The organism is Erythrobacter sp. LQ02-29 (assembly GCF_022576075.2).
Taxonomy (GTDB): Bacteria; Pseudomonadota; Alphaproteobacteria; order Sphingomonadales; family Sphingomonadaceae; genus Alteriqipengyuania.
The window spans coordinates 461,251-474,597 of the sequence record NZ_JANCNT010000001.1 but is presented as its reverse complement, the minus strand read 5'-3'; the positions used below and the strand labels follow the sequence as shown (position 1 = coordinate 474,597).

The following is a 13,347-nucleotide window of genomic DNA, read 5'->3' as shown; positions in this document are numbered from 1 at the left end:
TCACGCCGCGGTTTCGATACCTGTAACGTCTCTCGCCCTGCCGGGGGTGTAGGGATGCTCGCCCCGCGCGCGACCCGCACGTAATCCCCCGGGCACGGGCGGTGCCTGGCGCAGCTTCGCGGTCACCAGTTCCCTGTAGATCCGAACGTAGTTTTCGGCCATCCGCGCTGCGGTGAAGCGGGCGTCGAACCGCGCGCGGACCTCCGCACGGTCGAGAGCGAGCACTTCGTCGACCGCCGCGACGGCCTCGTCCATGCTGTCGACGATGCGGCCGGTGACGCGATCTTCCATGACCTCCGGAACCGACCCGTTACGCCATGCCACCACCGGTGTGCCGCAGGACATCGCCTCGATCATCACCAGACCGAACGGCTCCGGCCAGTCGATCGGAAACAGGAGTGCGCCGGCATTGCCCAGCAGCTCCGCTTTCTGCGTCTCGTTGACCTCACCGATATATTCGATGGCGTCGTGCGCCTCGACCAAGGGGCGGATTTCACTGTCCCAGTATTCCTGATCGACCGGATCGATCTTCGCCGCGATCTTCAGCGGTTTGCCACTACGCACCGCGATCTCGATCGCGCGGTCGGGACGCTTCTCCGGCGATATGCGTCCCAGGAAAACGAGATAGTCGCCGCCCGCTGGGTTGAAGGGCAGCATTTGCTGCGGCAGGCCGTGATATACCGTGTCCACCCAGTTCACCGGCGGCAGCGGCAAGCGCTGGTGGTCGGAAATGGACACCAGCGGCACGTCCGAGAACATGTCATAACAGCCATACAGATCGGGAATGTCGAGCCGGCCGTGCAGGGTGGTGACCGTAGGCGTATGCCATCCCATCACCGCGGGATAATGGAACAGGTCGATATGGAAATGGACGATATCGAACTCGTCCAGCCGGCGACGAACTTGCTCCACCATGCCTACGTGATGGGGGACGAGGTTGTGGGCCCCATCGACCAGACGCAAGGCCTGCGGAACGCATGGCACCAGCTGCGCTGCGGTTTGCGAATCGCCGGATGCGAACAGCGTGACCTCGTGACCCTGTCGCACGAGCTCCTCAGTAAGAAAGTGCACGATTCTCTCGGTGCCGCCATAGAGTTTGGGAGGGCAGCTTTCCGCAAGGGGAGCGATTTGGGCAATGCGCATGAAGACCCTTTCTAGGCGTCGATGGACATCAACGTGCGAAGGCCGATTGTTACGCAGCATCCTTTCGGTGTGATGAGGCAGGTGGTTTCATACGCGCGCCGAAGCGAAATCTCGCGACCAGTTCGTCGCCCGTACCCGCAATGGCCTATTGCTGTTTCGCCTCGCTTGCGAGGCGGGCTCCGAGCCGTTGGGAGAGCGGGGTGGCGCTGACTCCGTGCAGGATCACCGAGACAAATATGACCAGGCTGGCGATCGTCCAGAGGTCATGAAGGCCGGTATCGCGCTGCCCCAGCAAGGCGTAGTACGCGGCAGCCACGCCGATCGGGCCGAACCAGCCTGCAAACAGGGCTTCCTCGCGCCGCTTCAGACTGGCGATCCACGGCTTGAGCAGCAACCACCAAGGTAGCCGCTTGAGCGCGACCAGCGCCAGGGCCAGCGCCACACCGCGCCAGCCAAGGTCCATCCAGCCGCTCCACGGCAGTAGCACCCCGATGAGGACGAAGACCGGCAGGTCGAAGAAACGAGTGATGGCGCCGTGGAGGTGATGCTGGCGCGTCTCTATCTCCGAGATGCCGCGATTGAACATCAGCCCGGCGACGAAGACGGCGAGAATGCCGTCGCTGCCGAGCAGTTCGAGCCCGGCCAGGACCGTCAGCGACAGCGCGACGCCGATGGTCAGCAGGGATTCGTCTTCCGAATAAGGTTTTTTCTTCGCCCAGACGAACAGCTTCCCCGCCGCCCAGCCGATGGCCCCACCGATCAGGATCGCGCCCGCCACCTCCCATATCAGAACGTGCACGAGCCAGTCCTTTATCGCGACGTCGGGCGATTTGGTCAGCAACAGGATCGGCAGCATGACGAACAGCAAGCCCAGTCCGTCGTTGGCCGCGCTTTCGGCCGAAATCAGGTGCCGGAGCGGGGCGGGCACCTTTTCGTCCGCCACTCGGCTGCTGACGATCGATGCAGCGACGACGGGATCGGTGGGCGCTACGATCGCGCCGATGAGAAGGGCGGGCAGTACGCCTACGCCCAGAAACAGCGCCGCAAACGCCGCGCCCGTCAGCCACATGAGGACCAGCCCGATCATCAACACCACGGCGAGGTCTCGCCAGTAACGACGCAGGAACGAGAACGGCAGGCGCAACGCGGTTCCCATGACCGCGATGCCCAGGGTTATGCGCGCGACCTCCTGCAAGGTGCGATACTGATCGTTTCCGAACAGCTCGCTCTTCGCCACGTAGTTCAGCAATGGTCCGATCGCGGCCCCGAACAGCAGGCACAGGGTTACCTCGGAAATCCATGTCCGGTTGCTGATGAGGCCGGCCAACAGACCCATCACCAGCACGATCCCGCCGATGGCGAGGAGCAGGAGGTCGAGAGCTATCGCATGTTCCCTTTGGTTTATTGTCGCCGGGTGCAGCTCGATAGCGCGGTAGGGTCGGAGGGGGTTCCGGGACTGAGGAAAATAAAGCCTTCTTGGTTCGCCCGTCGTATTGCCAGTGGTCCGGACGGTCGGGTCGACCCGGACGGGGCGGACCTTATCGCGAACGACCGGACCCGGCTTGCGACCCACTGCTGGCCGGGTCGGAGTGTCCCTCCGTCGGCGAAGGCTCGGTGGGAGCCAGTTCGGCATCGATCGCCCCGGCGGTGCTGCGGATGTTCTTTTCCGCCTTCTCGTAGCGTTCGTCGAAGGTCGGCTCCGAATGGCACGCGGACACGGCGACACATGCCACAGGCAGAAGTAGGGCGAGGGGTCGCATCAATAATTCTTCCGATAGCGCACATTGACGTTCGTGCTGCCCGAACCGCCTGCCTGGCTCAGGATCGACAGGGCCGGTGTCAGGCTGATCTCGAGCTGGGTCGCGGTAAAGCCGCGCGCGTCGGTGATGAATTCGACGTAGATGTCGTCGGTGATATATTTGCCGGCTGCGATCGCGGTGCCGCGCCCCTGCGTTTCGTCGCCTCCCAGGATCCGCAACCGGTCGACGCCGGTGGCTGAGCGCAGCTTGCCCAGCGGATTGAGCCCTCCGCCCGAACCCCGCAAGGAATTCAGCGAAGCGGCGAGCTGCACGGCCTGGATGGTCGACAGATTGCCGATCGAACTGCCGAAGAGGATGCGCGAGAGGATCTCGTCTTGGGGCAGGCCGGGGGTGCTGGAGAACGCGATCTGCGGGTTCATGGCCCGGCCGGACACGTTCACGTTGACCGTCACATCCTCGATATCGTCGCTCGCAGTCAGGGCGATGACGGGATCGATGGTGGTGCCGCCGGTAAAGCGCACCCGGCCTTCGGTCAGCTCGAACGAGCGGTTGGCAAAGCCCAGCGTACCGCGCACCAGATTGACGCTACCCGACAGGCGCGGCGCAGTGCTGGTCCCCCCAAGCTTCAGATCGGCTTCCCACTCGCTTTCCAGCCCCATCCCGGACACGTAGAGCCGTTCGGGTGCGGTCAGTGCGATATCGAGCCGCAATTGGTCGAACAGCCCCGCGGAAGGCGTTGCCGGTTCGTCGCCGGTAATCCGCTGCGGACCCTTGGGTGGCTTGAACCGCACCCCGGTGAGTTCGGGCACCTCCGCCGCACCCTGGCGGATGATCTGATAGCGGGTCTCGGGCAGGCGGATCTGTCCGGAAATCAGCGCGGTCTGCCCGGCGGTCTTCTGCAGGCGCAAATTGCCCGTCGCCGTGGCAGAGATAGCATCGCTGCGCGCGAGCCGCGCATCGTCGAGCGTGACGCGCACGTCCATCGGATAACCGCTGTCCGATGCCAGACTGACAGAGCCTTGCGCCTGCACGGTCCCATCGCCGGCGGTTGCCCTCAGCTGTTGCAGTTCGATGCGATCGCCGGAGAAGCGCCCCTGGATCGCCATGTTCGACAGCCGCGTGCCGTAGGTCTGGTTCTCGTAAGTAAGGCTGTTCGCGCGAATGATGCCCGACAGCTGCGGCTGGCTGACACGGCCGGAGAAGTCGGCGGCGACCCCGATCGGACCGGACAGCCGCTGGTCCGGCTGACCGGCGAAGGAAAACAGCGTATCGGCGGGGCCGTTGTAACGGATGCCGCCCGAAAGCGGCGCCTCGAGCACACGGGTGACCCAGCTTCCCGAACCGGCGGATAGCGGACGCAGCGAAGTGACCAGGCGACCGATCACGGTGCCGCCGCGGCGCATCACCGCCCGGGCCTCCCCGCCATCGGCCAGCAGCTTCCCGACGAAATTGATGTCGATCGGCTGGCTGACCGACGCGGCGGTCGTGCGCGTGAAGCCATTGATCGAAAGGCGGGCATCCGCACGCGGGAAAGCGGTGGAGCTCGCCTGCGCGAAATCGAGGCTGCCCGTCGCCTTCCCTGAAACGCCCAGGCCCGGGACGAATGCATTGACCAGCGACAGATCCAGCCGGTCGAGACGGCTCTGCAGCTTGATCCCGTTGCCGTAGGTTCCGGCGAGGCGAATATTCCCCTGGCCGAAATCGATGCGGGTGGGCAGCAGTTCGTAGCTGCCGCCGCGCGGTATGATGCGAGCCGGAGAGGTCGTGCGGAAATCGATTCCGCGCGCGCGCCCGTTCAGCGCGGCGCGCCACAGTTTCGGCGTCAGGTCGGCGTTTGCGGCGATCCGGAAGGGTACGCCGCTGACACCTTCGGCTAGCACCTTCGCAGTGCCGCGACCGCCCCGGTAATCGACCTGCGCACGCGCGGCGGTGAGGTTCAGGCTCCCCAGCGTGGTCTGCGCCAGTTGCGCATCGGCCACGACATAGGGCGTGTCGTAGAGCACGACCCGCGCGTCGACGATCGCCGATCCGATCGAAAGCTGGGCCGGCCCGGGCAGGACCGTATTCTTCGCCCGCAGATTGACCAGGGCCTCCTGATACTTGCCCTGCGCATCCAGACGGACGACGCCGCCCAAGCCTTGTCCCTCGGCTGTCAATTGCCCGGCAAACGGCCCAGCAGGCGTCTGCCGCAGCGAGCCGGCGAAATCGATTCCGGCCAGATTGGCGCTGTTGATGTCGACCGTCAGCTGCCGACCGGTCCCGAGCACGACATCTGCGGTCAGCGGGCCGTAATCGGTATCGGCCGTCGCATCGAGACGATACCCGTTACGCGCGCCCGTGATTCTGGCGCGCAGATTGGCGATCCCGATGCCCAAGCCCGGCCGCTCTGCGGTGATGGTCGCTTGCGGATTGCTGATCGTACCGGCCACCCGCACACCCACTCTGCCATAGGCGTCCGTGAACCCGTCGGCGTTCAGCACGATGCGTCCATCGGGGGAATAGGAGCCGCTCCCCCCCGTGATCCGCGCGGCCGGGGCGGACAGGGTCAGCCCGGTGAACCGCACCGTCCCATCGGTTCCGTAGCGGATATTGGTCGCGGCGACCGCATTTCCGCCGAGGAAATTGCGCACGCTTTCGTTGAACAGGCTGGTGGAGCGCACGCGAACGCGCCCAGCCAGCGCCCAGCCGCCATTCGCGGCGGTTTCCAGGTCGACGTCGGTCTCGATGTTGAAGATGCCCACGCTCTCGACGCGGTAATTGTCGATCCGGCCGTCGATCGCTCCGGTGTAGAGACCCGTGGCGGTATCGGCGAGCAAGATCACCTTGGCATCGATCCGGTCCGAGCGGATGCGCATGTTGTCCGACAGGATTCGCGTGCCGTCGATCGCCACATCGCCGTTGAGCCGGACATTGGCCAAAGTCCCCCCGGCCACCGTGTCGAGACCGGTGATACGGCCCACACGCGCGGAAACGGGGATCAGGATGCGGTCGGAATTGACCGTGGCGCTGCCGCTCGCGGTCAGGTCGACCAGCCCCATGTCGTTCATCGACACTTGCGCGGCGTTGATCACGTAATCGACGGAAGGGGTGGTGAATGCGCCGTCGAGGGCCAGCCGCGCTTGCAACCCGCGCCCGGACAGGTTCGGCGCGATTGCCGACGGTTCGAGCAAGGTGAATTGCAGCTTCAAACCGTCGAACGCGCTCTCGCCCAGATCGACGGTGCCTTGCGTGTCGAGCCGGAAGGCGTCGCTGGATACGCCGCCGCGCAAGTTCGCGCGCCGCTCGTTCAGGGCAGCGGTCAGATCGACATTCAGCACCGGCCCCAGCAGCGTCGCGGTGGGCCCTTCGAACAGCCGCGCGATCCGCGTCGGACCGCGAAGGCCGAAGGTGCCGTCGCGAGCAAGCAATCGGAGCCGCGCGAACTCGCTGCCCGCGAGGTTGGCATCGAGCCGCCCGTTCCACTGCTTCCAGTCGCCCGATCCGTTAATCCGTACGCGCAGCGGATCGGTCAGCCCGGCCAGCGCCGCGATGACGCCGTCGGCGGGCGCATTCAGATCGAGATCGAGAGCGAGCCTGTTGTCTTCCGGCACCGCATCGAGTTTCAGGGCGATGCGGTCGCCTCCCGCGCTTCCCTGCCCGGCGATCGTCGCGCCGTTCAGGGCGACCTGCGCGCGACCATCGGCGATGTGCGCGTTTCCGGCGATGCTCGCGACCCGCCTCTCGCCGCTGACCGGAGCTTCGGCAACGAAGCGGTCGATCTTGAGCTGGTTTATGTCGATATCGAGGTCGGGCAGCAGCGGCTCGTCCGAAGGCGGGGTCGGGTTGAACTCGGGCAGGCGCTTCAGCGTCACCAGACCGGCGGTCAGCGACCGGATATCGACATGGCTTCGCGCGAAGGCAAAGGGTCGCCAGTCGAGATTTACCTGCGGCGAAGACAGGAACTCGCCCTTAGGATCGCGGATCGACAGGTTCCGGACCGTCATCTCGCCATAGATCGATCCCTCGATCTCGCCGATACCGATCTGCATCCCGTTCTGGAACTCAAGCCCCTCCACCTGACCGGCGATGAAGCGATGCCCGGGTGCGGTGTCGAGGAACACCAGTGCGGCTCCGACCAGCAGAACCAGGCCGGCGAGGACGATAGCTGTCCACTTCGCGATCTTGCGCAGGATCGGCCCACGCTCGCGCTCAGGCCCGCTGTGCTCTTCGGGCTGCGCGATCGGCTCCTGATCTTCGATCTCGGTCATCAGAACGCCTGCCCGATGGAGACATAGACGCTGATCTTGCTCTCGCCCGGCTGGCGATTGATCGGCGTCGCGATGTCGAACCGGAACGGCCCGAAATTGGTGTAGTAGCGCGCGCCGAGCCCCACGCCGAAGCGAATGTCGGAAAGCTGGGGCAGGCTCTGTTCATAGACCTGCCCCGCATCGACGAAGCCGACCACGCCGAAATCGCCGAAGCGGTAGCGCACTTCGGCCGCCGCCTCGTTCACGCTGCGCCCGCCGATCGGCCGGATGAGGAAGGGCGAGTCCTTCTCGTCCGGGTCGGTAGGATCGAAATCGGGATTGGGCACCTGCGCCTTGGGTCCCAGTTCCTGATAGCCGAAGCCGCGCACCGATCCGCCGCCACCGGCGTAGAAGCGCCGCGACGGGGCGAGGTCGAACCGGTCGATCCCCTGGATCGTACCGAACCGCACCCGGCCGGCCAGCACGATCGAATCGGTCGGGCTGATATAGGCCGACGCGTCGAGCAGCGCGCGGACATAGGGGGTGAACCCGCCTTGCAACGAGCCCTCCGGCTCGACCAGCAAGGTCGTTCGGAAGCCCTTCGTCGCGTTCAGCAGGCTGTCGGTGCGATCGATCCCGACCTGGCCGGTCAACCCGCCGATGAAGAAGGTGCGCCGGCGCAGGTCGGCGGTCGCCGGGTCGTAGTCCTGCTCGTTGGTGCCGATCAGCCGGACACCGTAGGCATAGGTGAACGGCTTCTGCCAGATCGGCGTGGAATCGTAGCTGATCAGGGCGGAAAGCTGGCCCGTGAAAGCCTCGTAGGCGTCGTAATCGCTATGCAGCGCCTGCGCTGTTACCTGGAAGGTGCGGTCGCGCCTGCCTGCGTTGGACCGGCGGAACGTTCCGGTGACGGACTGCTCGCGCGTGCCCGCGACGGCGGAGCCGATCAGCGCACCCTCTGGCGGGAACAGGTTGCGATGGGTCCAGCTGCCCTCCAGCCGGAAGCCCTGACCGGTCCCGTAGCCTGCGCTGCCGGCGATGGTGCGCGGCGGCCCCGCCTCCTGCTCCACCAAAATGGTGGCATATTCGGTTCCGTCACCCGCATCCTCGCCGCTGCGCTCGGGCGTGACCGATACGGTGTTGAACAGGCCGGTCGCGACTAGCGCCTGGCGCAGATCGTCGACATCGCGGCTGTCGTAGAGCTCGCCGCGTTCGAAGCGTGACAGCACTTCGACATGGTCGGCATCGAAGGCCAGGTCGCCGGTGGTTTCGATCCCGCCGAAACGCGATCGCGGTCCGGTATCGATCGGGAGGGTATAGATGCCATCGCCCGTATCCTGATCGAGCAGGATGTCGCGCTGCCCGATCTCGGCGAAGGGATAGCCGTTCTCCGGGAGCGTGACGGCGAGCTTTGCCTCGGCCCCCTGCACGCGTTCGGCGACGATCGGTTCGCCCACCTGAATCGCGAAATTCTTCTCCAGCAGGTCCGGTGGCTGCACCGGCGGGGCGTCGAGATTGATCTGCGCGAAAGTGAACCGCTTGCCCGGCACCACATCGAGCACCGCGGTCAACGGCTGTCCGTTCACCTCCTCGGACCGGTCGACCCGGGTATTCACCGCCGCTTCGTACCAGCCTTCGGAGGCCAGGATGCGTTTGAGCAAAGCACTGTCTTCGGTCAGCCGAGCGGAAACCTGCGCGACATTGGCAGCTTTTCCGTCGGCATCGCGCAGCGCGGAAAGGTCGTCGAACATTCCGGTAAGATCGGTCGCCGCTTCCTCGTCGGCTTCCTCCAGTCCGTTGACCTGTACCGAATAAGCCACCTCGGTGACTTCCTGATCGCTGTCGTCCTCGGCGATCTGGACGGGCTGGACATCGAACTCGCCCAGCGGAGGCAGGGGCGCGGCCAGTTCGGCATCGCGGATCGGCGCGTCGCCGATTTCCTCGGTCGTGTCCTGATCCGCCAATGCGGGATCGCCCAAGGGAGCCTCTTGCCCTTCGGCGGGAGCGGCATCGGCCTGCTCGGCCGCGACCCGCCGCTCGAATTCGTCGATCGATTCGAGCGGCGCATCGAGTTCGGCATCGTCCGCCGGATCGAGCTCGGGTATCTCTTTCTGGAATTCCTCGTCGGAAATCACCGGCTCGACAGCGGGCAACTCGACACCCGGGGGTGGGGCGGGAACCTCGTCTATGACAGGGTCCTGCCCGGCCGGACGGTCGGCAGCGGAGTCTTGTGCTGCCAGCGCCTGCGCAGACATGGCCAATGCCAGCACGCTCGCCACGCTGAATCCACGAGGGAGCAGGGCACCAAGGTCGCCCCAGGGCATTAACTTTACCATCGACCTGCGCATGCACCTTCCAGAAAAAGGAGCTTCCCTTGAATACGGAAGTACGACCCCAACCTGCCTCCCGCCAAGACGCTGAGTCTGCGGCGCAAACCGGTAAAGCTGGACATTCGCCGATAAATGCACCCGGCGCAACTGCTACTTCGCCGCTAGCGATGCCGTGGAAGGCATGGAAGAAGATACTGAAGCGCACCTATACCATGTGGGGATTTCACAATCTCTCCCTGCTCGGGGCGGGTGTCGCTTTCTTCACCTTCCTTGCGATCACCCCGCTCATCGCGGCGACCGTGATGATCTACGGGCTGGTGGGCAATGTCGGCATGGTCCAGCGCCAGATGGGCGCGTTCACCGGCGTTCTGCCCACCGATGCCCGGACGCTGCTGGAAGATCAGCTGGTATCGGTCGTCTCGGCGAATTCCGGGGTAACGGGCCTCGCCCTGATCGTGGCGCTGTTCTTCGCGATTTACGGCGGGATGCGGGCGGCGAGCGGTTTGATCGGGGCGCTCAACATTATCAACGAGGAGCACGAGACGCGCGGTATCGTGCCGTTGACGTTGCGCGCGGCGGCTCTGACGCTGGCGGCGATCCTCGTCGCGCTGACCGGTATCGTAAGCGCCGGTGCCTTCGCGTGGCTCCAGACGCAGGCGGGCAACCTGATCGGTGCGGGTCTGGACCTCGTGCTGAAGGTGGCGGCATGGGCTTTCTCCTTCCTCCTCGGCAGCGCGGGGTTCGCGCTCATCATGCGCTACGGGCCGGATCGCAGCCCCGCCCGCTGGCGCTGGCTTGCACCCGGCGCATTCCTGGCCACCCTGCTCTGGATCCTCATCAGCTTCGGCTTCTCTCTCTATGTGGCGTATATCAGCGACTACAACGCGACCTACGGTTCACTGTCGGCCATCGTCGTATTCCTGATGTGGCTGTTCCTGAGCGCCTATGCCGTGCTGGCGGGCGCGCTGATCAACGCCGAGATAGAGCGCCAGACCACCGTCGACACGACCACCGGCACGCCTCTTCCGGCCGGAGAGCGCGGTGCCGTGCTGGCCGACCTGGTCGAGGGCGATCTGTCGCTAGAGCAGTGGTTCGAGAAGAGCCGCCGTCGCGCGGCGCGACGCGAGCTGCGAAAAATCGGAAAGAGAGAAGGCCCGAGAAGCGAAGGAAGCTGAGTAGGTCGCTCTGCCGTCTATCAGGGCGCGTCCTGCTGGCTCGCGAGCTCCGGCGAATGCCGTTCGTGGCGTTCGCTGTCGCGCTCCGGCAAAGGCAGCGGGGTGCCTGCCATGGCGGCGGCGAGGCGGTCCTTGTCCAACGCCTTCTCCCACTTCGCGACCACAATCGTGGCAACCGCGTTGCCGATGAAGTTGGTAAGCGCCCGGCACTCGCTCATGAAGCGGTCGACACCCAGGATCAGCGCCATCCCCGCGACCGGCACCGACGGCACGACCGAGAGGGTCGCCGCCAGGATCACGAACCCGGCACCGGTCACGCCCGCCGCGCCTTTAGAACTCACCATCGCGACGAGGACCAGCGAGAGCTGTTCGCCAATCGAGAGATCTATGCCCAGCGCCTGTGCGATGAACAGCGCGGCCAGCGTCATGTAGATGTTGGTGCCGTCGAGGTTGAACGAATAGCCTGTCGGCACCACGAGCCCGACGACGTTGCGGCGGCACCCCGCAATCTCGAGTTTCTCCAGCAGACTGGGAAGCGCCGCTTCGGAAGACGAGGTGCCCAGCACCAGCAGCAGCTCCTCGCGCAGATAGCGGATCAGCGCGAAGATCGAGAAACCTGCTGCCCACGCGATCGCGCCCATCACCACGATTACGAATAGCAGCGAGGTGAGGTAGAACGTGGCGACAAGCCCCGCGAGCTGGGCCAGCGTGCCGATCCCGAAACTGCCGATGGTGAACGCGATCGCGCCGAAGGCCCCGATCGGTGCGAGTTTCATCAGCATGTGGACGAGCTTGAACACCACCTCGCCGGCAGAGACGAGCGTATCGAGCAGCAGGTCGCTATGCGGGCGGGTGAGCGAGATCGCCGAGCCGACGAGGATCGCGACCAGCAGCGCCTGCAGGATGCTGCCGCTGGTGAGGGCGGAGATAAGCGTTTCCGGAATGATCGCCAGCAGGAAGCCCGCGAGCGTCTGCTCGTGCGCGGTTTCGGCATATTGCGCCACCGACTCCGCATCCAGCGAAGCGGGATCAATGCCAAGGCCAGTGCCGGGATGTACGAGGTTTGCGACCGCAAGTCCGACGATCAGCGCCAGTGTCGAGACCGCGAGGAAATAGACCAGCGCCTTGGTCGCGACGCCGCCCACGCGCGACATGTCCTTCATGCCCGCTATCCCGGTCGCGACCGTAATGAAGATGACCGGGGCGATAATCATCTTGACCAGCGCGATGAAGGCATCGCCGAGCGGCTTCAGCTGGGTGCCGACATCGGGAAGAAAATGCCCCAGCAAAGCGCCCACCACGATCGCGGCGACGACCTGAAGATAGAGTTGCCGATACCACGGCTTGCGCTGCGAGGTCGGGGCGGTGCCCGGCACTGGGGATCGCATCCCGTCTCTCCCATCAAAAACTTGCAGTCTCGTTCCGAGGCTGGGCCCGGATTAGATGCTGACGATGGAATGTCGAAAGGAAATTTCGCCGCTTGTTTTTGGGGAAATCCGCAAGCTTGCCCTCTCGGAGGGGCGATCCCCGCTGGCAGGATGGCTTACGAACTCTCGCGCCGGTCGGCCCGCCGGGCTCGTGTCCAGAAAGCTTGCGAAGAATATCTGGTGCGGTCGAGAAGACTCGAACTTCCACGGGCTTTCGCCCACAACGACCTCAACGTTGCGCGTCTACCAGTTCCGCCACGACCGCACACAGTCCGCATCGGGGGCGTCGGCCCCCGCCGGTAGGAGCGCGCCCCTAGCAGTGCGGTGGGCGGGCCGCAAGCGGGTTTAGCGCGGGCGGCGGGCGGGGGTAGCGCTCAGGACGGGCTCCAGCCGATTTCCGCGAACTTGGCCGATTTCGGCACGTCGCGGATCGCCTCGTTCACGGAGATGCGCTCACCCGGCTTCAGGCTCCGCCGGGTGGGAGGGATCTCCCAGCTGAACACCTTGCGATTGCGCTCGTCGTACAGGACGATCAGCACCGGCGGCACGGTTCGCGTCTCGCGTCCGACATTGCTGATGGAGCCGGTGACGCCGAAATATTCGCTGCCATCGGGCAGCGTGCCACGGTCCTGTTTGCCGGGCGGGAAATCGAGCACGAGATCGGGCTGGTCGACACCGAAGGTCGGGCGACTGACCGGCATCCAGTCCGGCACACCCCAATAGCTGATCGCGGCGATCCCGCACAGCGCAACCACGGCGAACGCCGCGGCGGCCATGGTCCAGATCTTCAGCGGATTGCGGCGCGGGCGGAACGGCGGGGCGTAATCGTAGGGCGAGGGTTCGTCCCCGGAGAAATCTTCGCGACCGAAATCCTTTCGGTCGAAATCATCCTCTCCGAAAGCAGCGTCAGGTGCCGCGCTGCGCACGGGCGGGTCCGGATCGCGAGAGGTCGCGATCGCTCCGGAATCCGGATCCTGCGGCACTGCATCCTCTTCCACCGGGCTCGGTGGTGGCGGAGTTTCGGGCGAGGGCACCGGCTCGGGTTGCGGCGGAGCGACGCTGGACGCTTCGGACTCGGCTGGTCGCGAAGGTAACGGCTCGCCGTCCTGGAACCAGCTGTGCCGGCATTTGGCGCAGCGCACCGTGCGGCCGTCCGTCCCGATGGCGGTATCGGGTACCGCGTAGCGGGTCGAACAGGCGGGGCATGAAATGATCATGGTGAGCCGCTGTGTAGGCCCGGCTGCGAATCGCTGGCAAGTCGCGGGGACCGCGCGCGCGTCGCATCG

8 protein-coding genes and 1 tRNA gene are annotated in these 13,347 nt (G+C 65.3%); 1 reads left to right on the top strand and 8 read right to left on the bottom strand.

Annotation, left to right across the window (positions count from 1 at the left end):
* The 5 genes from MKP08_RS02245 to MKP08_RS02225 form a co-directional block, all read right to left on the bottom strand.
* Entirely contained in the window at nucleotides 1-1,143 is a 1,143-nt protein-coding gene (locus tag MKP08_RS02245; RefSeq protein ID WP_241554709.1) for a glycosyltransferase family 4 protein, read from the bottom strand.
* 145 nt (nucleotides 1,144-1,288) lie between these two features.
* On the bottom strand, nucleotides 1,289-2,479 hold the full coding sequence (locus MKP08_RS02240; RefSeq protein WP_241555507.1) for a sodium:proton antiporter: 1,191 nt from the start codon (nucleotides 2,477-2,479) through the stop codon (nucleotides 1,289-1,291).
* A gap of 202 nt (nucleotides 2,480-2,681) precedes the next feature.
* Entirely contained in the window at nucleotides 2,682-2,903 is a 222-nt protein-coding gene (locus MKP08_RS02235) for a hypothetical protein (RefSeq protein WP_241554708.1), read from the bottom strand.
* A complete protein-coding gene (locus MKP08_RS02230) occupies nucleotides 2,903-7,150 on the bottom strand; it encodes a translocation/assembly module TamB domain-containing protein (RefSeq protein WP_241554707.1) in 4,248 nt (1,415 codons plus the stop codon). The genes MKP08_RS02235 and MKP08_RS02230 overlap by 1 nt, the downstream gene beginning before the upstream one ends.
* Nucleotides 7,150-9,465: an autotransporter assembly complex family protein gene (locus MKP08_RS02225; RefSeq protein ID WP_241554706.1), complete on the bottom strand. Its 2,316-nt coding sequence runs from the start codon at nucleotides 9,463-9,465 to the stop codon at nucleotides 7,150-7,152. Before MKP08_RS02225 ends, MKP08_RS02230 begins: the two co-directional genes overlap by 1 nt.
* Before the next feature lie 206 nt (nucleotides 9,466-9,671).
* Here MKP08_RS02225 and MKP08_RS02220 point away from each other — a divergent pair, with 206 nt between their 5' ends.
* Nucleotides 9,672-10,634, top strand: a complete 963-nt coding sequence (locus MKP08_RS02220) for a YihY/virulence factor BrkB family protein (protein WP_241554705.1) — start codon at nucleotides 9,672-9,674, stop codon at nucleotides 10,632-10,634.
* A 20-nt stretch (nucleotides 10,635-10,654) separates the two neighbouring features.
* Here the strand turns inward: MKP08_RS02220 and MKP08_RS02215 are convergent, their stop codons facing one another.
* The 3 genes from MKP08_RS02215 to MKP08_RS02205 all read right to left on the bottom strand — a co-directional run bounded on the left by MKP08_RS02215 (nucleotide 10,655) and on the right by MKP08_RS02205 (nucleotide 13,278).
* On the bottom strand, nucleotides 10,655-12,022 hold the full coding sequence (locus tag MKP08_RS02215) for a dicarboxylate/amino acid:cation symporter (protein WP_241554704.1): 1,368 nt from the start codon (nucleotides 12,020-12,022) through the stop codon (nucleotides 10,655-10,657).
* A gap of 217 nt (nucleotides 12,023-12,239) precedes the next feature.
* Nucleotides 12,240-12,326 (bottom strand) — tRNA-Leu (locus MKP08_RS02210).
* A 109-nt stretch (nucleotides 12,327-12,435) separates the two neighbouring features.
* Nucleotides 12,436-13,278, bottom strand: coding sequence for a zinc-ribbon domain-containing protein (locus MKP08_RS02205; protein WP_241554703.1), 843 nt, complete (start codon nucleotides 13,276-13,278; stop codon nucleotides 12,436-12,438).
* Nucleotides 13,279-13,347 lie beyond the last annotated feature (69 nt).

Bases quoted from the DNA above. Each gene is read 5' to 3' on its own strand.
- MKP08_RS02245 (WP_241554709.1), bottom strand. From the start codon at position 1,143: ATGCGCATTGCCCAAATCGCTCCCCTTGCGGAAAGCTGCCCTCCCAAA.
- MKP08_RS02240 (WP_241555507.1), bottom strand. From the start codon at position 2,479: ATGGGTCTGTTGGCCGGCCTCATCAGCAACCGGACATGGATTTCCGAG.
- MKP08_RS02235 (WP_241554708.1), bottom strand. From the start codon at position 2,903: ATGCGACCCCTCGCCCTACTTCTGCCTGTGGCATGTGTCGCCGTGTCC.
- MKP08_RS02230 (WP_241554707.1), bottom strand. From the start codon at position 7,150: ATGACCGAGATCGAAGATCAGGAGCCGATCGCGCAGCCCGAAGAGCAC.
- MKP08_RS02225 (WP_241554706.1), bottom strand. From the start codon at position 9,465: ATGGTAAAGTTAATGCCCTGGGGCGACCTTGGTGCCCTGCTCCCTCGT.
- MKP08_RS02220 (WP_241554705.1), top strand. From the start codon at position 9,672: ATGTGGGGATTTCACAATCTCTCCCTGCTCGGGGCGGGTGTCGCTTTC.
- MKP08_RS02215 (WP_241554704.1), bottom strand. From the start codon at position 12,022: ATGCGATCCCCAGTGCCGGGCACCGCCCCGACCTCGCAGCGCAAGCCG.
- MKP08_RS02205 (WP_241554703.1), bottom strand. From the start codon at position 13,278: ATGATCATTTCATGCCCCGCCTGTTCGACCCGCTACGCGGTACCCGAT.